The organism is Alteromonas sp. LMIT006 (genome assembly GCF_024300645.1).
Classification (GTDB): domain Bacteria; phylum Pseudomonadota; class Gammaproteobacteria; order Enterobacterales; family Alteromonadaceae; genus Opacimonas; species Opacimonas immobilis.
The window spans coordinates 1,119,388-1,144,084 of record NZ_CP101291.1 but is presented as its reverse complement, the minus strand read 5'-3'; the positions used below and the strand labels follow the sequence as shown (position 1 = coordinate 1,144,084).

Genomic DNA, 24,697 nt, shown 5'->3' with positions numbered 1-24,697 from the left:
CTTAGTGCTCATATTTGAAGGCGTCGATAACACCTTTGATTTTACGTAACCGCTTTAGCAGAATATTGAGGCTATTGAGGTGACTCACTTCAACCACCAAATCGATTTGACATGTGCCCGTTTGCGTGTCACTGATACTGTTGATACCCAAAACCGGTACTTTATCGTTACTCGTCTGGGTCATTATATCTCGCATCAATCCAGTACGGTCTGAACATTTTAAGGCGATTTTCGCTTGTAAACCATGCGCTTGCCCACCACTCCAGTTGACTTCTATTTCGCGTTCGGGATGCTGAGTTAACAGGTGTGCTAACTGCTCACAATCTTGCTTGTGCACACTGACACCTCGCCCTTGCGTAATATACCCAGAAATAGGTTCCCCAGGTAATGGCTGACAGCAGTTTGCGATACTACTCATCAGATTTCCTACACCTTCCACTTCAATATGACCGTCGGTTTTACGCGGTTTTTGTGGCGTGGGCTTAGGTGCAACAGGCTCTATTTCAACCTCAGGTTTGTGCAACTGCTCTATGTAATGTACAACTGACATCACTCGCAGATCGCCGGCACCCACTGCAACAAACAAGTCCTCTAGCTGATGGACATTAAATCGCGATAAATCAGATGGAATATCTTTTATTGTAAAATGGAGTTTGGCTAACTCCCGTTCGAGCAATTCTTTACCGGCAGAGAGGTGATCATCGCGATCCAGCTTTTTAAAAAACGTATGGATCTTGGCACGGGCACGAGACGAAAAAACATAGCCCAATCCAGGGTGTAACCAATCGCGTGACGGGTTTAGCTGTTTGCCAGTGAGAATTTCGACTTGGTCACCACTTTGTAACTTGTACGTAAAGGGCACAATGCGTCCATCCACTTTGGCACCAATACAACGATGACCGACATTTGAGTGAATATAATAGGCAAAATCAAGCGGCGTAGAACCAACCGGTAAATCAATGACATCACCGTTGGGCGTAAACACATAGACTCGGTCATCAAACACTTGTGAACGCAATTCTTCGACCAAATCTCCGGACTCAGCAACCTCTTCTTGCCATGCAAGAATTTTGCGCAACCAAGTAATGCGAGCCTCTGCAGCGGTGGTTTTGCCTTTGTGGTCTTCTTTATATTTCCAATGCGCTGCCACCCCAAGTTCTGCATCATCGTGCATTTGTTGAGTACGGATCTGAATTTCGATAGTGCGTTGTTCCGGACCTCGAATGACGGTATGAATAGACTGATAGCCATTGGCTTTGGGCGTTGCAATATAATCGTCAAATTCATTAACAAGGTGATGCCATTTGGCATGAACTGTACCTAATGCGGCGTAACAATCTGGGAGCGTTTGCGCAATGACTCGCACCGCCCTGATATCAAATAATTGCTCAAATGAGAGACCCTTTTTGTGCATTTTTTTGTGGATTGAAAAAATGTGTTTTGGCCGACCATAGACATAAGCTTGTATGTTTTGCGCTGCTAATTCATCTTCCAAAGCTGCAACAAAATCATCGATGTATTGGGTTCTCTCTGAGCGCTTTTCATCTAACCAAGACGCTATTTGCATGTATTTTTGCGGATGCAAATAACGAAACGCCAAATCTTCTAATTCCCATTTGAGCTGACCGATCCCCAAACGGTTAGCAAGCGGAGCGTACACCGTGGAACACTCACGTGCTACCATCACTCGCGTTTCTTCGTCCTCGTTTTTAACTCGTTGCAAGGTGCAAATACGCTCTGCCATTTTGATCACGACTGCACGTACATCTTCAACCATTGCCAGAAGCATCTTGCGAACATTATCGACTTGTGCTTCATTGCGTTGATGCTTTGTTTGCAAGATTTTGATTGCGTCCATCTTACGCACACCGCTGATTAAATTAGCAATGTCAACAGAGAAGGTCTGACTGATTGCAACCTCGTCTAACTTGTGCATTTCACAATAAGGAAAAACCATAGCTGCCATCAATGTGACATCATCCATATTCAACTCGGCCAATATCTCAACCATTTCTTGGCCAATAAGAAGGTTTTCTGGGTGATTAACGATTTCGCGTAGTTTGCGTTTGGTCCCAACCGCAACATCTAGTTGAGATAGCCATTCATCAAATGGGGGACGTTGCGCTCGATGCACACTGCGAACTGAAACCAAGACAAACTCCTTGTATAACTAATGGGTTTATCATACAAGTAAACTAGTTAGGGTGGTAGAAAAAATCTCTAATCAGAGAAAGATGAACGCTCTATTCATCTTGCGTCCACACACTCAATAGTTCTGTGTGATGCGTCGCCCGAAACATATCCAACAACTGCACTCGGTTTAGCTGAAATCCTTTGCGGTGAAGAATTTTGGTATCCGACAGCCAACTTTGTGGATTACAAGAAACATAGACGATAGTTTTTATTGCTGAAAAGTCGCACTGTTCCAGAATAAATCCTGCTCCAGCACGAGCCGGGTCTAACACCATTTTGTTCGCATTAAAATCTTCTATGTTGCCAAGCACATCCGAACTCGCCAGATCACCTGCCAACCACTTAATATTGTCAAACTTTTGGTTCTTAGCATAGTGAGCAGCACGTTCCACGACTTTGGCTACCCCCTCTACGGCCAATACTCTAGAGCAGCGCCTAGCAAGAGGCAGAGTAAAATTTCCAGCACCAGAAAATAAATCCAACACGCGATCAGTTTTATCCAGTGCAAGTGCCGCTAAGGTTGCTTGTACCATTTGGTCATTTACGGTCCTGTTGACCTGGATAAAGTCTTCCATGGTGATGGGATACAGATCATCATCAATCGTGGCTAAGCACAGTTCTGGCGTCACCCATATTCCTTCACTCAACTGACCGTATGACTGTGTTGATTGCCATTCAGGCAAATGCCCAGCGCCTTTATCATTTACTAACACCATACATTGATGAGTGTCACCGAAGACGTGCATCGCATTGAGAGCGGCTTGCCCTAAATTCCCAGTAGCATGGAAACCAACTGCTCCGCCTGCGTGTGTCTGTAAAAGACTAATATGGCCAATGGATTTTAACCAATGCCAATCGGGAACGCAGGCGCTTAGGCCGCTTAACACTTTCTGTAGTGGAGGCTCACATACTTCGCATTGATTAATGGGTAACACGTTTTTGCCATTGAGCTGTCGAAAGCCGACTTTGATCTGCTTCGGATTACGAGCATCGATTGCGAGACGGATTTTGCGTCGGTATTGGATTGGAGAGGTTATTGGCTCTGCCCAAACTTTATCGTTATAACGTTCACCAAACACCCTTTGCATTGCTTCACATAGCGCTTTTTGCTTCAGTGTTAACAGTGCTTCGTCAGATGTAAAACCCAATAGGCAACCGCCACATGCATGTTCAGTATGCGTTATCTTCGGATGTCCAAGCGCATATTGACAATGTGCGTCAATTCTAGATCCGCTGGCCTTTAGAATCTTGGTTGCAACCGCTGTGGAACTGTTTTTTCCGGAGTCCAGTATTAATGCATTGATACGCTCCCCAGGTAAGGCGCCTTTTACGAACACATTGCTGTGGTCCTCTAACTTCACTTGGTTTTGTAGAGTCAGTTCCGTCGTTGTGACGTTCATCAATGGCTTATTTGGAGAGAATTTTGAGCTACCCTGACTCCCTTTGAAGCCACGAGCGCCTTTATTATTTTTACCTGATTTGGGTTGGAAGAGTTTTACCATGGCTGATTAGTCATTGGTCAGGATAACCGTTGCAACAACATAGTCCTGTTCGTCAGAAATAGATACATGACCAACCGTAACCCCCATGGCTTCTGCTTGTTTGGCAAACCCCCCACAATAACGCAACCATGGTTGTCCCAATTTGGTATATTCGCACCAAACATCAGCTAAGTTAACACCATTACCTATACCGGTGCCAAGTGCTTTCACGGCAGCTTCTTTGAGAGCAAAACGTTTCGCCAAATATCGGGTTGGCTGCTTATGTGACATATATTCCTCAAATTCACAAGGATGTAACACACGTTTGGCAAACGCGGGGGAATCTGGTGTGTGCTTGGCTAATCTAGCAACTGCAACAATATCCGTTCCGAGTCCAAGCAAAGCCATTGTTTGCTTAAACCAACGCCTGCATACGCGCTTCTTGCATCAGTATACGCATATCTCGTACTGCTTTTTCCATCCCATCAAACATGGCACGAGCCATAATAGCATGACCGATATTCAATTCTTCGATTTGTGGGATGGCAGCGATCGGTTTGACGTTGTGATAATGCAAACCATGACCGGCATTGACCCGTAACCCCTTGTTTGCTGCATAAGCGATACCCGCTTGAAGTTTCGCAAGCTCTGCTTGCGCAACTACGTGATTAGCAGCTTCTGCGTATTGTCCGGTATGGATCTCAATGTACGGAGCACCGCAGGCGACTGCTGCATCGATTTGTTCTTCTATTGCATCAATGAACAACGAGACCATTATGCCTGCCTCAGCCAATACTTGACAGGCATGTCTGACTTTTTGGAACTGGCCTACTACGTCTAAACCACCTTCAGTGGTGAGTTCTTCGCGTTTTTCTGGTACAAGACATACAAACGTTGGTTGCGTTTTGATGGCAATTTCGAGCATTTCATCTGTCACTGCCATCTCTAAATTTAAACGTGTATTGATGGTTTTCGCTAATATCTCTACGTCGCGGTCTTTGATATGACGGCGATCTTCGCGCAAATGCACTGTGATCCCGTCCGCACCCGCTCGCTCTGCAACATCTGCAGCATGTACTGGGTCGGGATAATGCGTGCCTCGGGCATTGCGCAATGTCGCAACGTGGTCAATATTCACACCTAACAAAATCGGTTCAAACGTGGTGGACTGATTCATAACAATTACTCTACATTTGTTTGACGACAGTATACCTTAACGAGAGTCTGAGCTTCAATCAGAGCTTTGTGAATTAGTCCGTAAGGTTTTGAATAGTTCTCTGCTTTTGAGAGGTCTATCACCAAGTAAATCAGAGATCACTTGGCGGCAAATGATTTTGGCGCATAACAAAGATTGTTCATGCCAAATTTGATTGGCCACATCAATGAAAACACGCCCACTAAAATGCCACTTTACACTTGGCATACAAGCGATAACACCTATCCCAATTTGATAGCGATAACACCCTTCATCGACTAAATCCAAACCGCCTTCTGCTTCAGAATCCAACCGGCCTAAAACACCAATATGCTGCAACAAATACAATTCGAATTCCCGTAACAACGCCTCTAACCACTGCGTTTGTGCACCAGCCAAATGCCGCAAAGTCGTTTGATAAGCATCAAATAACTCGGGGTCGGCATATTCATTGGGACAAATACGCAGTAAAAGTTCATTGAGGTACAGACCACAAAATAAATTAGTCCCCGCAAGCGCGAAGCTTTGCCCCATGGTATCTAGCTGGCCCAAGTTGCGGAGCTCTCCTGAGCCCATAAACTCACATTGCAATGGTAAAAAAGGTTGTAACAAAGCAACTTTGGGGGATTTTTTGCTCTTTGCTCCTCGCACCACACAGCGTAATTTACCCTGTTCTCGAGTCAGCATGTCGACTAATAAACTGGTTTCGCGATATGGCCGACTGTGCAATACAAAGGCCTGAGTATTGAGCACGAGCCGCGCCATGTTACACCGGGTGGAAGGTGTGAATCAGACACTGCACCGATTCATTGCCACGGAATTCATTCACGTTCAAACTATATGCAGCATGGATGTGTTGACAGCTGGGGTTCGGCCATTGACTGACATCAACATTAAAAGCGATCGCATCAACAGTTTGATCGTTGAGAGATAAAACCAATTTGAGGTGCTTTTCACCAACAATTCGCTGGTTAACCACCGTAAATACATTATCAAACATAGGTGCAGGACATCCCTGCCCCCAGACACATAATTGTTCCAACTGTTTAGCTAGCCCCAAATCCAATTCGGAGGCCTGCAAGGCACCATCTGTCTCCACTTGTGGGGTTTTGGGCAGTTCAGAACCCAACTCGCCTATTACGTCGATGAACGCTTGTTCAAATTGTTTTAAGCCACTCGCCTCTATGGTAAGACCTGCGGCCATGGCATGCCCGCCGAATTTTTTTATGAGTTTGGGATGACGAGTATTTACTCGTTCCAGCGCATCACGAATATGTAACCCTTGGATAGAGCGTGCAGACCCCTTTAGCTCACCATCACCGGCATCTGCAAACACTACGGTTGGACGATAGCACTGCTCTTTGATGCGACCAGCCACTATGCCTATGACCCCCTCGTGAAAGGTGTCGTTGAAGAGTACGAGTGCCGCTGGTAAATCGTTATGACTAGGTTGCATACTGGCTAGGTGAGTCTCTGCATCATCTCGCATACTTTGTTCTATCTGTTTGCGCTCACGGTTAAACTGATCGAGTTGTTCGGCAAGCTGACGCGCCACAAAGGGATCTTGCGTAATGAGACATTCGATGCCAATACTCATGTCATCGAGTCTACCCGCGGCATTTAAGCGAGGGCCTAGGATAAAGCCTAAATCACTGACTGTTAATTTGTCCGCCACTTTACCTGCCACATCTAACAAGGCCAATATCCCAGGACGACAGAGTTGCCGCTTAATTCGGGCAACGCCTTGATAAACTAGGATACGATTGTTGTGATCTAGCTTAACGACATCGGCTACCGTACCGAGTGCAACGAGGTCGAGAAATTCCGCGAGGTTTGGCATCGGCCTGTGCGGGTTGAACCATTGTCGGGATTGTAACTCAGCTCGCAGAGCACTGAGCACATAAAAAGCCACAGCCACCCCAGCACTGTTTTTGCCAATAAAAGCGCAGTCAGGTTGATTCGGATTCACAATAGCCGTTGCATCAGGTAGTGTGTCACCGGCTAGGTGATGATCGGTCACTATGACCTTGATGCCCAGTTGATTCGCTCTATCCACGCCCTCATGGGCGCTGATCCCATTGTCCACTGTCAACAATATATCCGCTTGATATTCCTCGTGTGCGATATCAACTAGGGGGACAGATAAGCCATAACCAAAATCAAAACGATTTGGCACAATATACTGGACATTGTGATGTCCCATGGCATTGAGCGCGAGCATACACAAGGCAGTTGAAGTTGCCCCATCAGCATCAAAATCACCGACAATGACAATCCGCTGATCCTGCACAACGGCATCCGCCAGGACTTGAACTGCGACGTTTAAACCACGCAATGTACGGTAGTGGATCAGGTCTTTCATGCTATTTGATAGTGCCCGAGGATCTTGAATATTTCTCGCCTGTAAAATTCGAGCAAAGAGTGCAGTATGGCTTGGAAATATTGCTGAAAGCGTTCGCACCCATTCGGGTTCAGGTGTGATTTGACGAGAAATAATCTGAGCGGAGTGCAGCATTACTGCTCTCCGCTTGAGCCAAGCTTTTCTCTAATTTGCTGTAACATAGTTTGTGCCGGTACATAACCACCAATTAATGCGCCATTTTCTAAAACAATGTTAGGTGTCCCGGATACGCCGATTTGCCCACCTGCTCTATAATGACTAGCCACTGGGTTGTCACAGGTACGCGCAGATACATCATTGCCTTCTTTCGCTGAAGTCATATTTTCTTGCGGTGTGTCTGAACACCAGATCGAGACCATATCGCGATACGATTGTCCTGAAAGACCCGCTCTTGGGTAGGCAAAATAACGCACTGTAATCCCTAGATCGAGATAGTCTTGAATTTCACGATGCAGTTTGCGACAGTATCCACACGTGATGTCAGTAAAAATATTTGCAACATATTGTTCATTTTCAGCCTTAAACTCAATCGCTGAATCGCCCAGTGATGCCATCACGGATTGACGCACTTTGTACATGGCCTGTTCCGTTTCATTGCGCATCCCCTGTTCGATGTTAAATAAATTTCCCGCAAACAAAAACTCACCATTTTGCGATAAATACAAAACCCCAGCAGGTGTAGTCAGTTGCACAAAACCGTCTATGGGAGCGGGAGAAACAGATTGCACAGGAATATTGGTCGCTGCATTGAATTTGGCTAAGGCCTTATCACTGATTAACTTTGGGGTTTCGCGCTCAGTGGTGTGTGGTGTCGCTTGCTCAGTGATACTTGCAGACTGCTCTTGAGAACAGCCAGAAAAACTCATTGTCGCTAACAACACTAGACTTCCGAACCATCTGAATTTTTTGATTGTCATGCTTTTTTCTACACCTTATATTTTGTTGTATTGTAAGAGTTCGCAAGGAAAAATCCTAGCCTCTCTCCTTTTTTATCAGCTCATAGGCGGCTTGAATATCTTGCGCCTTCGCTTTGGCTTTCTCTAGCGCTGCTTCTGGCAATCCTTTTCCGGCCAACTTATCTGGATGATGCGCATTCATTGCTCGTTTATAGGCTTTCTTTAATGTTTTTTCATCGGCGTTAGCTGGCACGTCTAAAATTTGGTAGGCATCCGCAAGACGCTCTTGAGAATTGTATTGCGGAGCTTGATGTGATTGTCTATGAGAGCGCTCATACGCTTGTCTAGCACGGTCTTCTGCATAGCGTCTAAAGTCGTCTTGTTTTTGTCGTGCGCGCTTTTCCGCTTCGGCTTTAGCCTGCTCAAACGCTTGTTTGCGCTGACGAAAACGCATTTCCGCCTCGCATTGTTTGATCTTAGTGTTGAGTTCTTTAGCACTAAAGCCGAGTTGTGCTGCAATTTTGGTGAGTAGATTCATCTCATTGATCGATAATTCGCCATCGGCAAACGTCGCTTCAACCAAAATTTCTAAGAATACATTCAATACATCGAAGCGATTTTGTACATCTTTGATTAGGTCGTTAAGCTGATCTTCTAGAGGAAAATGTGGATCTTTGCCCGCGCGAAACGCATTTTGCGCTTCTTTGCGAACCGCGCCTGAGAGTTTCATATCGTCCATTAGACGAGTCGCAATAGCAATTTCGCTTTGCGTCACGGTACCATCCGCTTTGGCGATGTGACCTAAGCAACCAAAAAGAGAATGAAAGAAAATCGTACTAGACGTAAGTTCACTCTTATCAGAGAAAAACTGAGAAAAGTTCATACCTCCAGAAAAGTCTTTGTTTAATGCGTTATCGAAGTACCAACCTATCACAAAGCCGACAAACGCGCCGGGGATCTTACCTACCATAGCGCCAAAGACAGTGCCTAAAATTTTACCTATATGTCCTTGCATTGAAGAGATTCTCATCCTTTGAAGAGTGTGATTTATCTATTTTTAACACATTAGGCGCATAAAGAAAGAAAAAAGCCCTTTTTTGATACTGAATTAATGAATTATTCATTATAAAAACGTACAATAGCGCAGTTTTTTGGGGATGGATTGCATTAATGAAAAGGCCTGTATTTGCGAGAATAGTAACAAGCATGCTCTCGTCGCTTGCCTTGCTTTCAAGCCTCGTCCATGCTGATTCAATTGAGTCGAATGCCACACCTCAGACTATGCCAATCGCTCAGTGTGTGAACCCACCTCTGTTTGATGGGATTGCAGCTCGAACATACGACCTGCAAACTGAAACACGACCAGGGCAAATCATCGTACTTGCGCAACACGCTGATATCGTCAATGATGAGGTGGCTCGTTTTGCTGGAAATGTCGACATTCTTCATCCCACAGCACAAATCGGTGCCGACCAAGCAACGGTCAATGACTCTGGCCAGCAAGTCACAGCTTCTGGCAATATCGCTTTTGTTAATCCACAAATTCAAGTCAAAAGTAATCTTATTGCTTTAGATAATCGGCAAAGCAATTTTGTAATGGAAGAAACCGAATATCGACTCAATACTATTAATGCGCAAGGACAGGCTAGTCAGATTAGTATTGTACAGGACCAATCGCTCACACTGTCGGACGTGACTTTTACCAGCTGTCCGCTGCAAAGCCAAGATTGGCTTCTCAAAGCGAGTCGTATCAGTGTCGATGAAGGGGATAGCTTTGGTCAAGCGTTCAATACTCGATTTTATGTTGCTGGCGTACCCGTTTTTTACCTGCCCTATTTTGCCTTTCCGGTGACAAGCGAAAGACAATCCGGATTATTGTTTCCCAAAATATCGAGTTCCAGCGACAATGGACTTGATATCACCACGCCGTATTACTGGAATATTGCACCAGATATTGATGCTACTATCGCCCCTCGTCTGTTGACCAACCGTGGTCTAATGTTGACTTCCGAACTGCGTTTTTTACAACAACAAAATCAAGGTCAGATAAACGTGGAATATCTCCACAAGGATGATGAAAACCAAGATGAGGCTAGATATTTTGTGCGTTGGCAACAAACTGGGAACCTTTCACAACACTTGCAATACCGCATTGATTTTAATGATGTCAATGACGCGAATCACGTGATTGATTTTGGTTCAGATTTTTATAATCGAGCTGATACGTCTCTTAACCGTTATTTTGGCCTGCGCTACTCCATGCCAAATACTGAATTCAATCTTGAATTACAGGATTTTACGGTGTTAGGGGAACAGACCGACAACTATCGAGCAATGCCGCGGATCTCGAGTGATAGTCACTTTGCCTTATCCCGTTTGTGGCATTTTGATTTGCGCACTGAGCTGACCCATTTTACCAATCAAAATCCGAACTTACACGATGCAACTCGGGTTCATGTGACACCTTCGCTGACCTTTAACTATCATAACTCCTGGTCAGATTATTCGGCGCAAATGAGCTATTTTGCTACGCGATACCGCCAAAACGTGGCGGAAGACAGTGCCCTTGCGCGCGATGTCAAACGCAATATTGCTCAATTCAAAGTAAACGGACATTGGCACTTTGAACGACCGCAAACCTTGACTGAAATTGGCTCAATTGTCACCCTCGAGCCACAAGTACAATATTTGTATACCGAGTTTGCCGACCAATCTGATATAGGAATATACGATACAGCGCCGTTGTTCAACACCGTGGATAATTTGTTTCGCGGACAATCATTTACTGGCATTGACCGTATCACAGATAATGATCAGCTGACCATTGCCCTAACCTCACGTTTTGTCAATGCACAAGGTATCGAGCGAGCATCGTTTAGCCTAGGACAGATTTTTTATTTTTCAGATAGTCGTGTTTTAACACGAGACAACGAATTAAACCGCTCATCTCTCATTGCGGATTTTGATTTTAGAATCTCATCGCGCTGGTTTCTAAAAAGCCAAATTCAACTCGCTTCAAAAACAGATAAAGTGGAACGTTCATCCACCACTTTAGAATATCGCCGTGATGATAATAGTTTATTGCAATTCAACCAGCGTTATGTACGAAATTTGTCCAATGAGACCATTCATCAAATTGGTTTAAGTGCGGCGTATCCATTGTCAGATAGATGGCAATGGGTCGGGCGTTGGTATCACGACCAAGAACAAAATCGAACTATTGAGACATATACTGGTCTGCAATACGAATCCTGCTGCTGGTCAATTCGTTTGGTAGCGCAACGTCAGCTGCTCAATCGCTATCAACTAGACGGACAAAGAGATATCAATAATTTTGATTCTGGAGTAAGCTTACAATTTAGTTTCAAAGGCTTATCTTCAAATCAACAGAATGCTAATATGTTGTTAGATGGTATGTTCGGTTATCGACAGCCGTATTTCACCCAATAATAATTGAAAATATAATAAACGAGTCATTATGCGTAAAATTTCCACTATCCTTGCTGTTGCACTAAGCCTCTTTGCATCGAGCCATTTGTTCGCTCAACAATCATTAGACAAAGTAGCTGTTATCGTTGACCAAGGCGTCATCTTAGAAAGTGAAATCGACGCATTGGTCGAAACCGTTAAAGCGAATGCTGCCAAACAAAACCAATCATTACCCTCTGAGCGCGCACTGCGTACCCAGGCCATCGAACGTTTGATTCTGGAAAACTTACAGATGCAGATGGCTGATCGCATGGGGATCCGTATTTCTGACCCTCAGCTTGAACAAACCATTGAGAATATTGCACGCCAACAAAATGCTACGCTTGAACAGCTGCGCGCTTCTATCGTAGCGAGCGGCTTAACCTATGACGTATACCGCGAACAGGTTCGCAAAGAACTCATCACTGGTGAAGTCAGACGTGCCAATGTGCGTCGTCGTATTTATATCACCCCGCAAGAAATTGCAGGATTAGTTGACATCATCAAGGAACAAGGTAACGAACAGGCAGAGTATCGCTTAGGTCATATATTGATTGGCTTCCCTCCGGAACCGACTGATGCAGATATTGAAGAAGCTCGCTCACGCGCGGACAAAGTACTGGAGCTGTTAACCAACGGTTCTGATTTTGCTAAGATTGCTATCGCCTCATCATCTGGTGCCAAAGCATTAGAAGGTGGTGATTTGGGTTGGCTCAATATCAATGCAATGCCAACTTTGTTTGCAGAAGTTGTGCAAGGTCGAACTAAAGATTCATTGATTGGCCCGATTCGCAGTGGCGCAGGTTTCCATCTCCTCAAGATCTTGGAAACGCGAGGTATTGAGGTGGCAACAATCGAAGAGGTGAATTCACGTCATATTTTGATTAAGCCATCGATCATTTTGAGCGAAGACAAAGCAAAGCAGATGCTTGAAGAATTTAAATCCCAGATCATTGCCGGTGACAAGACGTTTGCCGAGCTTGCCAAAGAGCATTCAGCAGATCCGGGCTCGGCCATTAAAGGTGGCGAGTTGGGCTGGACCGATCCTAGTGTGTATGTTCCTGCATTTAGAGATGCTTTGGCTCAATTAGCAATCGGTGAAATCAGTGCACCAGTGCGCTCAGTTCACGGCTGGCACTTGATTGAATTGATGGATCGTCGGGTGGATGATGCCACCGAAAAACGCCAACAAGACAAAGCCTATCAATTGCTATTTAATCGTAAGTTCGCAGAAGAATCAGAAGCTTGGTTGCGTGAATTGCGTGAAAAAGCCTACATAGAAGTATTTGATGATGGAACATCATGATGTCAAAATTACCCAAAATAGCCGTTACTCCTGGTGAGCCAGCAGGGATCGGTCCCGATTTAACATTACAGCTTGCCTACATAGATTGGCAAGCTGTTTTAGTCGCATTTGCTGATTGTGCCATGCTCGAAGCGCGAGCTAAATTACTGCAACATGACGTCTCGCTTATTCCTTACACAGGACAAGAAGAACCTGCTCCTCAAGGTTCTCTATATGTACAACATATACCCGTTCAAGCCAAGGTAGTTGCCGGAGAGCTAAATGCTGAAAATGGTCCTTATGTTGTCGAAACCCTGCGCCAAGCATGCGAAGCCAATATGCAGGGCGACTTTGCTGCGGTTGTGACAGGTCCGGTGCACAAAGGCATCATTAATAAAGGTGGGATGTCATTTAGCGGACATACTGAATATTTTGCTGCACAATCCAATACATCAGATGTTGTAATGATGTTAGCCACTGACGGTTTACGAGTTACGCTAGCAACGACTCACATCCCATTAGCATATGTCTCAAAAGCCATTACTGCAGAACGTTTACACAAGGTCATTCACATCATTCATACGGATCTGAAACTCAAATTTGGTATTCAGAAACCCAAAATATACGTGTGTGGACTGAATCCACATGCAGGAGAGGATGGTCACCTTGGCCGAGAAGAAATCGATACGATCATCCCTACTTTAGACCTACTGCGAGCTGAAGGAATTGATTTAACTGGACCATTGCCGGCAGATACGATCTTTAATCCCAAATATTTAGCCGAAGCCGATACTGTGCTTGCAATGTATCATGACCAAGGCCTTCCAGTACTCAAGTACAAAGGCTTTGGTGAAGCGGTCAATATCACGCTGGGCTTGCCTTTCATTCGCACCTCGGTTGATCACGGCACTGCGATTGATTTAGCTGGCAAAGGTGAAGCCAATGCTGGTAGTTTAATAAAAGCGATTCAAAGCGCTATTGAGTTATCCCATACCCATGAGTAAAAGCCATCAAGGTCATACAGCAAGGAAACGCTTTGGCCAAAACTTTTTGCAAGATGCATTCATCATCGACCAAATCGTTGCAGCGATTGCGCCCACCAACGATGCCACTATGTTAGAAATCGGTCCAGGCCTTGGTGCACTCACTGAGCCCGTGTGTGAACAGGTAGAGCAATTACAGGTCGTTGAGCTTGATAAAGACTTGGTCAAAAGACTAGAGACGCATCCGTTTATTCAAGACAAACTTGTCATTCACTTTGCTGATGCATTGCAATTTGATTTTGCGTCCGTCATCAAGGATAAGCCACTAAAAGTTTTTGGTAATCTTCCTTATAACATCTCAACTCCATTGATGTTCCATCTGTTCAGTTTTGCCGAGCATATCCAAGATATGCATTTTATGTTGCAAAAAGAAGTCGTCTTGCGCTTAGCTGCAGGCCCCGGACACAAAAACTACGGAAGGCTTTCAGTAATGGCGCAATATTACTGTCAGGTCATGCCGGTTTTGGAAGTCCCACCGCAAGCATTTGTGCCGCCGCCCAAGGTAGATAGTGCAGTTGTCAGACTCATCCCGCATAAAACTCCTCCTGTTAAGGTAAATAACGTAGAGGAATTGGCGCGAGTGACTGCTGAAGCATTTAATCAGCGTCGCAAAACGATTCGCAATAGCCTCAAAAATTGTATCAGTAGTGAGGAGCTTGAGGTATTGGGCATTGACCCAAATTTGCGAGCTGAAAATTTATCTCTTGCACAATATGCACTGATTGCTAATAATTTAAATAATACTGATTAAATGTAATTACTATGGATTTATCTGACGACATCCGCGTATCGGTAATCAGCCAATATCTTGAAAGTCACTCTGATCCTGCAGAAAACCGCTATGCTTTCGCCTATTACGTGTGCATTCGAAATCTTGGCCAGCACACTGTTCAGTTGCGCTCTCGCTATTGGATGATCACTGATGGCAATGGTGAATCAAAGAATGTATATGGCGCTGGTGTAGTAGGTGAAGAGCCCATTCTAGCGGCAGGAGAAGAATATTCTTATTCTAGCGGTGCAGTGATTGCAACTCCATTTGGCACAATGGAAGGTCACTACGAATTTGACGGTCCCCGGGGGCTTCGTTTTAAAGCTGAAATCCCCATGTTTCAACTTTCGAAAGATAATATTGTACATTAGATATGGCTGATTATGTCGTAGGGGATATCCAAGGATGTTATAAAGGCCTCAAAAAACTTCTCACCAAATTAAAATTTAACCCTCAAAAAGACCATCTCTATGCTGTTGGAGATCTCGTTGCTCGAGGTGAGGATTCATTATCTGTACTTCAGTATTGTTATGACCTTGGCGAACATTTTCATTCGGTTTTAGGTAACCATGATTTACATTTACTGGCAATCAGCGCAGAAATACGCAGTGCTAAACCCAGTGACCGATTACAAAAACTACTTTCTTATTCTGGCCGAGACAAATTATTTGAGTGGATCCGGTATATGCCGCTGGCGCTTTGTTATAAAAAAAATACATTAATCACTCATGCCGGTCTTTATCCCGCCTGGTCATTCGATGACGCCATGCGCTTTAACCAAGAAATCGAACACGTGCTGCAACAACCGAACTTTGCGCATTTTTTACAAAATATGTACGGCAATACGCCAAAAGTATGGGCACCAGCTCATAAAACAATAGATAGACAGCGTTTTATTGTGAATGCCTTTACTCGTATGCGCTACCTTGACCACAATGGTGCGATGGATTTTGCCTGCAAAGTCAACCCTTCGCAAGCGCCTCAAAGCCTGCGCCCCTGGTTTCAGTTTTACAACCCATATCTATTAAATAAACGTGTCGTATTTGGGCATTGGGCCAGCCTACAAGGGCAGACCAATTCGACACAGTATATTGGCCTCGATACAGGTTATGTCTGGGGGAATCAACTGACTGCTTATGAGTTGACGAATCGCACTCGCTACAGCGTCAAAGCCTAATTTAAGAGATATCAGATAAACAATCAGGCTATTTCTCTTTAATTAAGGCGTTTAACGTTGCGTAGTACACTGATTTGACAAAAGGTTTATTCAAAAAGCGTGCGGTGAAGTCCCTTCACGATTTCATCGCTATTTTGTGCTTGCACCAAAAATGACATGTTATGGGGATTCGCGCCAAAACAAATCATACGCAACTCATAGTCAGCAACTGCGCTGAGTATTTTGCTACTTACCCCTGGCGCCGTTTGCATGTGATTACCTACCACTGTGATCAAATCGAACCCTCTTTCGACAGTCACATCACATATTTCAGCTAAATCCGCAATGGTTTCTTTATTCAAACGTTCAGCCACTGAATTGGGTGGATTATCCAATGTAAATGACACTGAAATCTCAGAAGTCGTCACCAAATCGACACTGAGTTCATGTTCGGCGATGATTTCAAATACTTTTGCAAGAAAACCCTGTGCATACATCATCTTTGGGGTTTTAACTGTCACCATAACTTGGTCTTTACGTCGGGTAATGGCTCTGTATGGTGGCTCTTCAACACAGTCACGCACTATTACAGTACCGCCTTTTTCTGGTTCTTTGGACGAGCCAACAAACACTTTTATATCTTGTCTGAGGGCTGGCTCCATCGTCGCTGGATGAAGCACTTTGGCACCGAATGTTGCCATTTCAGCGGCTTCTTCAAAACTGAGTTCTGCTAGTGGACGGGCTGCATCAGTAATGCGCGGATCGGTTGTATATACGCCAATGACGTCGGTCCAAATTTGACATAATTGAGCCCCTAACGCCTCTGCGAGTAAAGCTGCGGTAAAATCAGAACCACCGCGCCCTAACGTTGTCGTGCGCCCTTCACTGTCGGCGCCAACAAACCCTTGGGTAACTTGTACTTTATTAACCAATCGCGGCGCTAAATGAGTATCGGCTAAAGATTTGATCTCCGCAAGCTGTGGGTTGGCCGCACCAAAATTGTCATCTGTACGCAAGACTTGTCTGACATCGAAGCTCTCAGCAGGCACACCAAGTTCATTTAGAACATCTGCAAACAACACTGACGACATCCGCTCTCCCATCGACAACACTTGCTCTTTGAGCTGATCATTGGTGCGCAGAGAAGGCTGTTTGGCAAGTAGAGATAACTCATCGATTAACGCTTGTAAAATGCCATCGCGTTGTGCTGATTCTGGTAAGCACTCGTGAATATTATGTTGAATTTTGGTGATCTGCGCCAAGATTTCATCAATTTGTTGATCATCCAATACATCGTGACATAGCGAAACTAGGTGATTAGTAACGCCTGCAGAGGCACTGACCACAACGACACGAGTGTCAGCGGATTGCTGGATAATTTTGGCACAAGCACGCATTGCAGCATAATCAGCTACGGAAGTACCACCAAATTTGGCTATTGTTAGCGCTGTATTCATGAGCATCAATTCCTAAAATAAATTCTGAATGTCTCTGTCGTTAGGATTGCTGCGTTTTATTATTGCGTTATGCTTATGTTATGGTTGCATTGAGATGATTCGTATACGATCACCCGCCTGGATCTTATTTTTGTTAAACCATCCCATAGGCATTTCTAAGGCAAACCTTACCGGTGCGTCAGATGGGTGGGATTGTAATGTTTGCGGTTGCATTTGTCTAATATTAACAATGACACCTTGTTCATTAAAATACGCCACACTTAGGGGAACAACGGTATTTTTCATCCACATTCCAACGTAACGAGTTTCGCCAAAATCAAACAACATCCCGCAATCCGCACACAATTCAGTACGATGCATCAAGCCACGTGCCCTTTGTCGGTCTGTGGCAGCTAACTCAACCGTTAGCGGTTTCAAATTGGATACCTGTATGCGCGCAGTGCCAAAATCACTAGAAGCGACAGCCCAGGCCGATATCACACACAAAAATAATCCAAATAGTTCTTTCAATTTAGTTTTGTCCTTGAGTGAGCATAAAAACCTGCGCGTTTTCACCGTCAGTTAGCAGCAATACTCGGCCTTGGTGATCCACGGTAATATCTCGAATGCGTTTGTTGATGGGTAGACTTAAAACTGTTTCACGAAAGTCATTTTGCAGATCAATACGATGAATAGTTTTGGTTTTTAACGTCCCGATTAGAAGACTTCCGGATAATTCAGGAAGCGCATCTGAACGGTAGTACACCATACTAGATGGCGCAATTGATGGCGTCCAGTTCACCTTTGGCGACATCATTCCTGCGGCCTGTTTTATAGGGCTAATTAATGCCCCACTGTAGTCTTTACCTTCGGTGATAATCGGCCAGCCATAATTGGCACCGGCCATTAATAAATTGACTTCGTCACCGCCTGCCGGGCCATGTTCATGTTGCCAAATTTGTCCTATCGCATCCAAGGCTAGACCTTGTGCGTTGCGATGTCCAAGACTATACAAATATGGGTCGTCAGCAAACGGTGCATCTGCAACGGGTTTACCCTCTAATGTCATACGCAAAGTTTTACCCAATTGCGATTCTACGCGCTGCGCATCTTCTCGGTAATCAAAACCGTCGCCAGAATTCACTAGCAAGGTATCATCTGGTAATAATAATAAACGCCCTGCATAATGAACCGGCGTTTGCTTATCATCTTTCACGCTAAACAGTTGCTGTTGATGGGTAATTTTCCAAACATGATTCACTTTGTTGAGGGCAATTTTGTTTAATGCCAAGCGATTGGCAACCGCATTACCTTGAGCATAGCTCACGATTGCTTGAATAGCATCGTGTCTAACTTCAACCAATACGATGTCCAACAACCCCCCTTGCCCCTGCTGATACAGTTCGGCTAAGTTTAAAGGGACAATTTGCCGGGAGTCTTGCTCCACAATCACCAACTCTCCAGACATGAGCGTGATCCAATAGCGACCAAAAGCATCGCTCTTGATAGACCATGGATTATTCAAATCAGAAACAATAGACTGCACATCAAAATTTGCTGCCTGTGTAATTTTAATTGGAGATAAAAAAATCGTCAGAATAGCCATGCATATCAAGTTGAACAAAAAACCTTGCATCTTAGTTTTCGCTTTTCTATATTTGCAATATGAAATCAAGTCTAAAGCAATCATGAAAATAATTAAACTCAATACTTTTTTTGCTTTTTGCTTAGCGTGGTTAACCACGTTTACATTTGCGAGTTTTTCACATTCTTTGATGATTCTGATTGGCTTGGCACAAATCGATGCTCAGCTGACGATTAGCGATATTTTTTACCACTTTGTCGCAGATTGGTGGGGGATGTTAGCAAGTTATGGGGTCATCATAGCTGTCGCTTTATGCTTGGCTTTTTTATGTGTGCCTTTGCTCAAACATTGTATATTCAAGCGCACTAGTTCGACGTTATTAAGGATCTTCGCCGGTGGAACGGTGATGGCATTGGTACTATTTGCTATGCAACCGATATTGGGCGTCACTTTAATTGCGGGAGCCCGCACACCCATTGGTTTTATCCTACAAATCAACGCAGGAATTATGGGTGGCTGGCTATTCGCTTATCTCTACAGTAGATATGGCCATATCATCACTCGTTGATTTGATGCGATGCCAATATAAACGCATACTCTTCTGCCGCATCTAGTAATCGACCGTAACGCCCTGAGTTAGCATAGTGACCTGCACTCATGTTCATGCGCATGATCAACAGATTATCATCGGTTTTTTCTGCTCGCATACGGGCAGTCCATTTGGCTGGTTCCCAATACGTCACTCGAGGATCATTTAGGCCGCCTGTCACCATCATTGGTGGATACTCTCGCGCATCAATATTATCGTATGGTGAATAACTCAAAATTCGTTCAAACGCTTCTTTATCCTTAATTGGATTACCCCACTCACTCCACTCAGGTGGGGTCAACGGCAAAGATTCATCAAGCATAGTATTAAGTACATCAACAAATGGCACATCAAGTAATACACTGCGCCACAAATTAGGTTCCAAGATGGTAACAGCACCCATCATTTTACCGCCAGCACTTCCGCCAGATATTGAGATATTACCTGCTGAGGCATACTGTTCAGCAATGAGAAACTTAGCCACGTCAACAAAATCGTTAAAGGCATTTTGACGCTGTTCCATTTTGCCATCGAGATACCATTGATAGCCCATCTCATCTCCGCCTCGCGTATGCGCAATGGCAAACGCAAACCCACGATCGAGTAAGCTCAAGCGTACAGATGAAAAGCTGGTCGGCATGCCGATACCATACGCACCGTAGGCATAAAGGTGTAATGGTCGCGTGCCATCTTTCACAAAATCTTTGCGATAAACTATCGACACTGGGATCATGACTCCGTCACGAGAAGGAGCCATTCGGCGTTCTGTATGATATAGCGAAGCATCATAACCTGATGGAATTTTTTGCTTCTTAAGCACTGTCTTTTGTCGGTTTGCAAAATCATAAGCAAACAAGGTATCCGGCGTAATCATACTCTCATAAGTAATACGTATAGAGGTCGCATTAAAATCCGGATTGTTTCCTAAACTAGCAGAAAAGACCTGCTCTGGAAACTCAATGTCATAAGGGCTTTCTTCTTCTGCAAACGGGATGACTTGCAGTGCATCAAGTCCATTGCGGGCCAGTTTAATGACCAAGCCATGACGAAACGTCGCCAGGCTTTTGATATACAAACTGCTGTCTCCTTGCATCAATGTTTCCCAATTGTCATAACCTGAGGCGTTATCGGCGAGGGTCGCGACACGATAGTTGCTGTGTGTATCATTCGCGACTATGTAAAAGGTTCCAAACGCATGATCAACGGTGGCACTGAATCCTTGGTCACGATTGACCAGTTGTTGCAACGGCTGTTGCACGTTATCCAATGGCACAACATAGATTTCTGATACGTCACGAGTACCAGTCAACAAAACTAAATACTCATCATCTGAAGTGGCGTAATGGCCTAACCCAAATTCATCATTGGTTTCAGCGTATAGTACAATATCAACTTCTTGTTTTGTCCCTAACTGATGATAATTGACGGATTCTGTCGCCCAACGCTGCGTAGACAACTTGTCATAGACGATTCCCTTACTATCGGATGTAAAGGTAATATTGCTTCTAACATCAGTCAAAACCGTACTCGATATTTCTCCAGTATTGAGATCTTTGATAAATAGTTCATAGCGCTCATCGCCTGTAGTATCGATAGTGTAAGCAATCAAATTATTATCTGGGCTAATATCGTAACTGCCCAAGACAAAATAATCCGTTCCCTCAGCAAGGGTTGGTAGGTCTAAAATGATTTGCTCACCACCGTCTTCAAGGTTGCGCCGCAAATACGTTCGGTAATCACTCCCTGCTTGATACTCATACCAATATTCATAGCCACGATTAGTAACAGGTACTGACACAAATTCATCATCCACTCTGCCTTTAAACTCTTCAAACAAAGTATCAATGAGGGGCTGATGTTGCGCTTTAAATTCACCGTAGTAGGCATTTTCTGCATGTAAATAATCTAACACGGTTTGGTCATTGACTTCGGGGTAGCCTTGGTCTTTAAGCCATTGATATGGATCACTTACGCTAAATCCATGGTGGGATACAATTGCGTCTTCACGCATTGCAACGGGTGCGTTTGTAGTCAGTTGTTTGATGCGCGCATATGGATGAGAGTAATTTGACATATCGGTTGTTTCTTTCATTGTCGATGAAGGTGACGAAGGAACTTCGGAACAGGAAAATAATAAACCTGCCAAGCCAGCTATAAAGATTTGTTTGAGCATCGGAGAGTTTAAGTTATTTAATTTATTATCTGGATAAAATAGATAAAATTTTATGTTTGTGCAATATATTCCCAAAAATAAAAAAGCTCCTTCTGGGGAACCCATAAGGAGCTTCTAGGAATGGATTGAGAGCTTATTCTGATGCTATCTCAGCCTGAAGGGCGTCAAACGTTCGCTTTTCACCAGAGACGAATTGTTGCCATTGCTCTGCCATCTTGCGCGTATTTTTGAACGCTTCGGCTTTGGCCAATTGGTCGAGCGCTTTGACAAACTGACGCTGGTTGTAATAGGCCATACCCAGCACCAAATGAACGGTACCTTGGTTGCGCAAATCGCCTTTTTCCAAAGCGAGTTCAGCATTGGCAATCGCATCATCATACTTATCAATATTCAAAAACAACTGAGCCAATTGAGCATATAGTTCACCATCAGGCGCTAACTCAGCAGCAGCACGCATCACAGGAACGGCCTTCTCGTTCTCTTTTGCTAACTGTAAGCACTGACCTAAAAACTTAAGGTTGCGAAGATTTTCTTCCAATAAACCATCATCCATGGCCGCTTGCATGACATTGGCGCATTTAATCGGAGCTTTATGGTAATAATACAGCTGTGCCATATTAAATAAGTCCGCGCCTTTCACCAAGTATCCCTGTTGGTACGCCGCTTCCATAATAGCTAATTGGTGTTTTTCCATTTCTAACTCACCATACATACCACCAAGTTGGATCCAGTATTTTGGCTCGTTAAACAGCTTGACCATCTTGACGATGATGTCTTTGACTTTACGCGTGTCCTTTAACTCATAGTAAATCGCACGTTGTAAAATCAACCAGCCTTCATCTGGAATCATACCTGCCGCTTCTTTATCTGATACAGCTTGGTCTATGAATGTTGCAGCTTGTTCGTATTGTTTATCCTGATAATAGGCCTGCGCTTTAATGAATAAATTCTTTGGCGGCGTTGGCCCTACATTTAAGTCTTCCCAACGCTCGAGATTTGCGATTGCTGCTTTATAATCCCCTTGCATCAAGGACAACTGAGCAATAGTAAAGACCGTAGATTGCTCGAAGCTTTCAGGGATTGGCTGTTGTTCCACCACTTTATTAAAATACTCAAGCGCTTTATCTGGCTGCTCAAGATTGTAGTAAATGAATCCATAAAAGTTATACAGCATGGCAATTTCATAGCTGTTCATGGAAGACTTTTTGCCTTCGACTTCCGCTAATACGGCAAAGGCTTCATCACTTTGGTCTTGGTCTGCAAAAGTCTGTGCACGAGAGAGTTGCTCATACACTTTGCCACGTAAAGTAGGGACTTTGCGCGTCTTCTTTTCACTGGCCTTGGTTTCAGCATGGACCGGTTCAACGAGTGCAACATTGGTTGCCAAAACGCATGCCACAACAGATAGGCTAGACAAAAATCGTTTAGTAGATTTCATTGTTATCCCTCTCCTTATCCGTCAATCTTAAAAGTAATGCGGTTTTGCACACCAGACACCGCAATGGGTTCGCCATTCACGACTCGAGGCTTGTATTTGAACTTCTTAGCAGCATCAAGTGCGGCTTGATCAAAGATTTTTTCAGGTTGGGCTTCAATCACAATAGGATTGGTCACCGCACCTTGCTTGTTCACTGTAAATTCAACGATCACAAAGCCTTCGATACCGCGCTGTAAGGCACGGCGTGGATAAACCGGTGCAACTTTGACTATTGGTAAGTACTCACCATCTCCTGACTCTAGGCCAACTCCACCATCGAGTGACATTTCGGTAGAAACATCCGAGGCGAAATCCATTCCAGTGCCTTCACCATCAGGTGCTGGGGCATCCATTTGTGGGGTTTCCATTTGCGGAGGTGGCTCTTCTGGCTTGGGCGGCTTTTTCGGTTTGCGGTCTTTTTTCTCAACCGCTTCTTCTTTTTTGACGCGAACAAAATCCAGGACACTGCCTCTAGGCGGTTCGGTCAAAGCACTACCACCACTTTGAATCAAAGATTGCATTAGGAAGAATAAGCCTAATGTTATCGCTGCAGAAACAATAATGGCAATTAAAAAACGTGACATAATAACTGCCTATTTACTGTTCTTGCGCTGCAATAGATATATCAAATGCACCCGCGGCACGAGAAGCGTCCATGACTTTTATCAGGGTCTCTGTTGTCGATTTGCGGTCCGCTTGAATGACAACTGAGCCTTGTGGGTTTTCGGCTTTTAGACGCTCAACGTTGGCTTGTACTGCACGCACATCAACACGGCGCTTGTTGATCCAAATTTCACCCTTGTCACTGATCGCGATGAGGATATTAGCGCGGTCTTTTTTGACTGCTGTCGCCGCATCAGGACGGTTAACATCAATACCCGCTTCTTTGACAAATGACGCTGTGACGATAAAGAAGATCAGCATGATAAAGACGACGTCAAGCATTGGCGTCATATCAATCGCCGCTTCTTCTTCGTCCATTAAGTTTTGAAAATGTTGTTTCATTGTTTAACCCTCACCGCCACTCAAATATGACGGTCTAGTTGAATTTGATCTTCTAAATGCGCACGTTCTGTTTTGACCTTACGCGTTAACCACGTCGAGGCAAATACGCCAGAAAGTGCACCAACCATTCCCGCCATTGTTGGGATAGTGGCTTTCGAGACACCGGATGCCATCGAACGCGCGTTACCAGAACCAGAAATCGCCATGACGTCAAATACTTCAATCATACCGGTCACGGTTCCCATCAATCCTAATAATGGACACAAAGCGACAAGCGCTTGGATAATTGGAATACTGCCGTTAAGTGCCATCACCATACGTGATATGGCTGCTTGACGGATTTGCTCTGCATTCCATGACGTTTTGTCTTGGCGTTCTTGCCATTGCGACAACACATCGTTTTTGATTTCTTTGTGCCAAATTAGGATGTACAAAACGCGTTCTAAAATCAGCAACCACATAACGAAGATCAAGAACCCGATGACCAAGAGTACTTGGCCACCTGTTTCTGTAAAATCTCGGATTGCTTCTAAGAACTCAACCAT

General features: G+C 44.4%; 23 protein-coding genes. 7 read left to right on the top strand and 16 right to left on the bottom strand.

Going from position 1 to position 24,697, the window contains the following annotated elements:
- Nucleotide 1: 1 nt before the first annotated feature.
- The 8 genes from relA to djlA all read right to left on the bottom strand — a co-directional run bounded on the left by relA (nt 2) and on the right by djlA (nt 9,181).
- Nucleotides 2-2,152, bottom strand: coding sequence for a GTP diphosphokinase (gene relA, locus NLG07_RS05320; protein ID WP_254856653.1), 2,151 nt, complete (start codon nt 2,150-2,152; stop codon nt 2-4).
- A 91-nt stretch (nt 2,153-2,243) separates the two neighbouring features.
- Complete coding sequence (gene rlmD / locus NLG07_RS05315; RefSeq protein WP_254856652.1) at nt 2,244-3,695, bottom strand: 23S rRNA (uracil(1939)-C(5))-methyltransferase RlmD; 1,452 nt, start codon at nt 3,693-3,695, stop codon at nt 2,244-2,246.
- Nucleotides 3,696-3,701: 6 nt separating this feature from the next.
- The gene (gene acpS / locus NLG07_RS05310; RefSeq protein WP_254856651.1) at nt 3,702-4,082 is read right to left on the bottom strand and encodes a holo-ACP synthase; all 381 of its coding nucleotides are present in this window, start codon (nt 4,080-4,082) and stop codon (nt 3,702-3,704) included.
- 7 nt (nt 4,083-4,089) lie between these two features.
- On the bottom strand, nt 4,090-4,851 hold the full coding sequence (pdxJ, locus tag NLG07_RS05305; RefSeq protein ID WP_254856650.1) for a pyridoxine 5'-phosphate synthase: 762 nt from the start codon (nt 4,849-4,851) through the stop codon (nt 4,090-4,092).
- A 54-nt stretch (nt 4,852-4,905) separates the two neighbouring features.
- Entirely contained in the window at nt 4,906-5,634 is a 729-nt protein-coding gene (gene recO / locus NLG07_RS05300) for a DNA repair protein RecO (protein ID WP_254856649.1), read from the bottom strand.
- Between the two features lies 1 nt (nt 5,635).
- On the bottom strand, nt 5,636-7,384 hold the full coding sequence (recJ, locus tag NLG07_RS05295; protein ID WP_254856648.1) for a single-stranded-DNA-specific exonuclease RecJ: 1,749 nt from the start codon (nt 7,382-7,384) through the stop codon (nt 5,636-5,638).
- Nucleotides 7,384-8,187 carry a thioredoxin fold domain-containing protein gene (locus NLG07_RS05290; RefSeq protein WP_254856647.1) on the bottom strand — a complete coding sequence of 268 codons (804 nt, stop codon included), beginning with the start codon at nt 8,185-8,187 and terminating at the stop codon, nt 7,384-7,386. The genes recJ and NLG07_RS05290 overlap by 1 nt, the downstream gene beginning before the upstream one ends.
- A 55-nt stretch (nt 8,188-8,242) precedes the next feature.
- Nucleotides 8,243-9,181, bottom strand: coding sequence for a co-chaperone DjlA (gene djlA / locus NLG07_RS05285; RefSeq protein WP_254856646.1), 939 nt, complete (start codon nt 9,179-9,181; stop codon nt 8,243-8,245).
- A gap of 155 nt (nt 9,182-9,336) precedes the next feature.
- Between djlA and NLG07_RS05280 the strand changes: the two genes are divergently transcribed.
- From NLG07_RS05280 to NLG07_RS05255, 6 genes are read left to right on the top strand one after another with little or no spacing between them, the layout of a single operon-like run.
- Nucleotides 9,337-11,616: an LPS-assembly protein LptD gene (locus NLG07_RS05280; RefSeq protein WP_254856645.1), complete on the top strand. Its 2,280-nt coding sequence runs from the start codon at nt 9,337-9,339 to the stop codon at nt 11,614-11,616.
- A 25-nt stretch (nt 11,617-11,641) separates the two neighbouring features.
- Nucleotides 11,642-12,940 carry a peptidylprolyl isomerase SurA gene (surA, locus tag NLG07_RS05275; protein WP_303049224.1) on the top strand — a complete coding sequence of 433 codons (1,299 nt, stop codon included), beginning with the start codon at nt 11,642-11,644 and terminating at the stop codon, nt 12,938-12,940.
- On the top strand, nt 12,940-13,923 hold the full coding sequence (pdxA, locus tag NLG07_RS05270; RefSeq protein WP_254856815.1) for a 4-hydroxythreonine-4-phosphate dehydrogenase PdxA: 984 nt from the start codon (nt 12,940-12,942) through the stop codon (nt 13,921-13,923). Before surA ends, pdxA begins: the two co-directional genes overlap by 1 nt.
- Nucleotides 13,916-14,713, top strand: a complete 798-nt coding sequence (rsmA, locus tag NLG07_RS05265; protein ID WP_254856643.1) for a 16S rRNA (adenine(1518)-N(6)/adenine(1519)-N(6))-dimethyltransferase RsmA — start codon at nt 13,916-13,918, stop codon at nt 14,711-14,713. The genes pdxA and rsmA overlap by 8 nt, the downstream gene beginning before the upstream one ends.
- 11 nt (nt 14,714-14,724) lie before the next feature.
- Complete coding sequence (gene apaG / locus NLG07_RS05260) at nt 14,725-15,102, top strand: Co2+/Mg2+ efflux protein ApaG (RefSeq protein ID WP_254856642.1); 378 nt, start codon at nt 14,725-14,727, stop codon at nt 15,100-15,102.
- A gap of 2 nt (nt 15,103-15,104) precedes the next feature.
- Nucleotides 15,105-15,908, top strand: coding sequence for a symmetrical bis(5'-nucleosyl)-tetraphosphatase (locus tag NLG07_RS05255; protein ID WP_254856641.1), 804 nt, complete (start codon nt 15,105-15,107; stop codon nt 15,906-15,908).
- Between the two features lie 86 nt (nt 15,909-15,994).
- On the opposite strand, the gene lysC is transcribed toward NLG07_RS05255, so the two are convergent.
- The 3 genes from lysC to NLG07_RS05240 form a co-directional block, all read right to left on the bottom strand.
- On the bottom strand, nt 15,995-17,344 hold the full coding sequence (gene lysC / locus NLG07_RS05250) for a lysine-sensitive aspartokinase 3 (protein ID WP_254856640.1): 1,350 nt from the start codon (nt 17,342-17,344) through the stop codon (nt 15,995-15,997).
- Nucleotides 17,345-17,422: 78 nt separating this feature from the next.
- Nucleotides 17,423-17,854 carry a DUF192 domain-containing protein gene (locus NLG07_RS05245; RefSeq protein WP_254856639.1) on the bottom strand — a complete coding sequence of 144 codons (432 nt, stop codon included), beginning with the start codon at nt 17,852-17,854 and terminating at the stop codon, nt 17,423-17,425.
- Nucleotide 17,855: 1 nt separating this feature from the next.
- Nucleotides 17,856-18,929 (bottom strand): PQQ-dependent sugar dehydrogenase, encoded by a 1,074-nt coding sequence (locus NLG07_RS05240; protein WP_254856638.1) that lies wholly within the window; start codon nt 18,927-18,929, stop codon nt 17,856-17,858.
- Nucleotides 18,930-19,011: 82 nt separating this feature from the next.
- Between NLG07_RS05240 and NLG07_RS05235 the strand changes: the two genes are divergently transcribed.
- The gene (locus NLG07_RS05235) at nt 19,012-19,476 is read left to right on the top strand and encodes a hypothetical protein (RefSeq protein WP_254856637.1); all 465 of its coding nucleotides are present in this window, start codon (nt 19,012-19,014) and stop codon (nt 19,474-19,476) included.
- On the opposite strand, the gene NLG07_RS05230 is transcribed toward NLG07_RS05235, so the two are convergent.
- The 5 genes from NLG07_RS05230 to NLG07_RS05210 form a co-directional block, all read right to left on the bottom strand.
- Nucleotides 19,466-21,589: a S9 family peptidase gene (locus NLG07_RS05230; protein ID WP_254856636.1), complete on the bottom strand. Its 2,124-nt coding sequence runs from the start codon at nt 21,587-21,589 to the stop codon at nt 19,466-19,468. The two genes, NLG07_RS05235 and NLG07_RS05230, sit on opposite strands and share 11 nt — an antisense overlap.
- Before the next feature lie 214 nt (nt 21,590-21,803).
- Nucleotides 21,804-23,108, bottom strand: coding sequence for a lipopolysaccharide assembly protein LapB (locus NLG07_RS05225; protein ID WP_254856635.1), 1,305 nt, complete (start codon nt 23,106-23,108; stop codon nt 21,804-21,806).
- Nucleotides 23,109-23,122: 14 nt separating this feature from the next.
- Nucleotides 23,123-23,731, bottom strand: coding sequence for an energy transducer TonB (locus NLG07_RS05220; RefSeq protein WP_254856634.1), 609 nt, complete (start codon nt 23,729-23,731; stop codon nt 23,123-23,125).
- A gap of 13 nt (nt 23,732-23,744) precedes the next feature.
- Complete coding sequence (locus tag NLG07_RS05215; RefSeq protein WP_254856633.1) at nt 23,745-24,152, bottom strand: biopolymer transporter ExbD; 408 nt, start codon at nt 24,150-24,152, stop codon at nt 23,745-23,747.
- Nucleotides 24,153-24,172: 20 nt separating this feature from the next.
- Complete coding sequence (locus tag NLG07_RS05210) at nt 24,173-24,697, bottom strand: MotA/TolQ/ExbB proton channel family protein (protein WP_254856632.1); 525 nt, start codon at nt 24,695-24,697, stop codon at nt 24,173-24,175.

Bases quoted from the DNA above. Each gene is read 5' to 3' on its own strand.
- lysC (WP_254856640.1), bottom strand. From the start codon at position 17,344: ATGAATACAGCGCTAACAATAGCCAAATTTGGTGGTACTTCCGTAGCT.
- NLG07_RS05290 (WP_254856647.1), bottom strand. From the start codon at position 8,187: ATGACAATCAAAAAATTCAGATGGTTCGGAAGTCTAGTGTTGTTAGCG.
- NLG07_RS05255 (WP_254856641.1), top strand. From the start codon at position 15,105: ATGGCTGATTATGTCGTAGGGGATATCCAAGGATGTTATAAAGGCCTC.
- recO (WP_254856649.1), bottom strand. From the start codon at position 5,634: ATGGCGCGGCTCGTGCTCAATACTCAGGCCTTTGTATTGCACAGTCGG.
- NLG07_RS05225 (WP_254856635.1), bottom strand. From the start codon at position 23,108: ATGAAATCTACTAAACGATTTTTGTCTAGCCTATCTGTTGTGGCATGC.
- NLG07_RS05240 (WP_254856638.1), bottom strand. From the start codon at position 18,929: ATGGCTATTCTGACGATTTTTTTATCTCCAATTAAAATTACACAGGCA.
- apaG (WP_254856642.1), top strand. From the start codon at position 14,725: ATGGATTTATCTGACGACATCCGCGTATCGGTAATCAGCCAATATCTT.
- recJ (WP_254856648.1), bottom strand. From the start codon at position 7,384: ATGCTGCACTCCGCTCAGATTATTTCTCGTCAAATCACACCTGAACCC.
- NLG07_RS05210 (WP_254856632.1), bottom strand. From the start codon at position 24,697: ATGGTTGAGTTCTTAGAAGCAATCCGAGATTTTACAGAAACAGGTGGC.
- pdxJ (WP_254856650.1), bottom strand. From the start codon at position 4,851: ATGAATCAGTCCACCACGTTTGAACCGATTTTGTTAGGTGTGAATATT.
- NLG07_RS05280 (WP_254856645.1), top strand. From the start codon at position 9,337: ATGAAAAGGCCTGTATTTGCGAGAATAGTAACAAGCATGCTCTCGTCG.
- NLG07_RS05215 (WP_254856633.1), bottom strand. From the start codon at position 24,152: ATGAAACAACATTTTCAAAACTTAATGGACGAAGAAGAAGCGGCGATT.
- pdxA (WP_254856815.1), top strand. From the start codon at position 12,940: ATGTCAAAATTACCCAAAATAGCCGTTACTCCTGGTGAGCCAGCAGGG.
- NLG07_RS05230 (WP_254856636.1), bottom strand. From the start codon at position 21,589: ATGAAAGAAACAACCGATATGTCAAATTACTCTCATCCATATGCGCGC.
- NLG07_RS05220 (WP_254856634.1), bottom strand. From the start codon at position 23,731: ATGTCACGTTTTTTAATTGCCATTATTGTTTCTGCAGCGATAACATTA.
- acpS (WP_254856651.1), bottom strand. From the start codon at position 4,082: ATGGCTTTGCTTGGACTCGGAACGGATATTGTTGCAGTTGCTAGATTA.
- rlmD (WP_254856652.1), bottom strand. From the start codon at position 3,695: ATGGTAAAACTCTTCCAACCCAAATCAGGTAAAAATAATAAAGGCGCT.
- NLG07_RS05235 (WP_254856637.1), top strand. From the start codon at position 19,012: ATGAAAATAATTAAACTCAATACTTTTTTTGCTTTTTGCTTAGCGTGG.
- rsmA (WP_254856643.1), top strand. From the start codon at position 13,916: ATGAGTAAAAGCCATCAAGGTCATACAGCAAGGAAACGCTTTGGCCAA.
- djlA (WP_254856646.1), bottom strand. From the start codon at position 9,181: ATGCAAGGACATATAGGTAAAATTTTAGGCACTGTCTTTGGCGCTATG.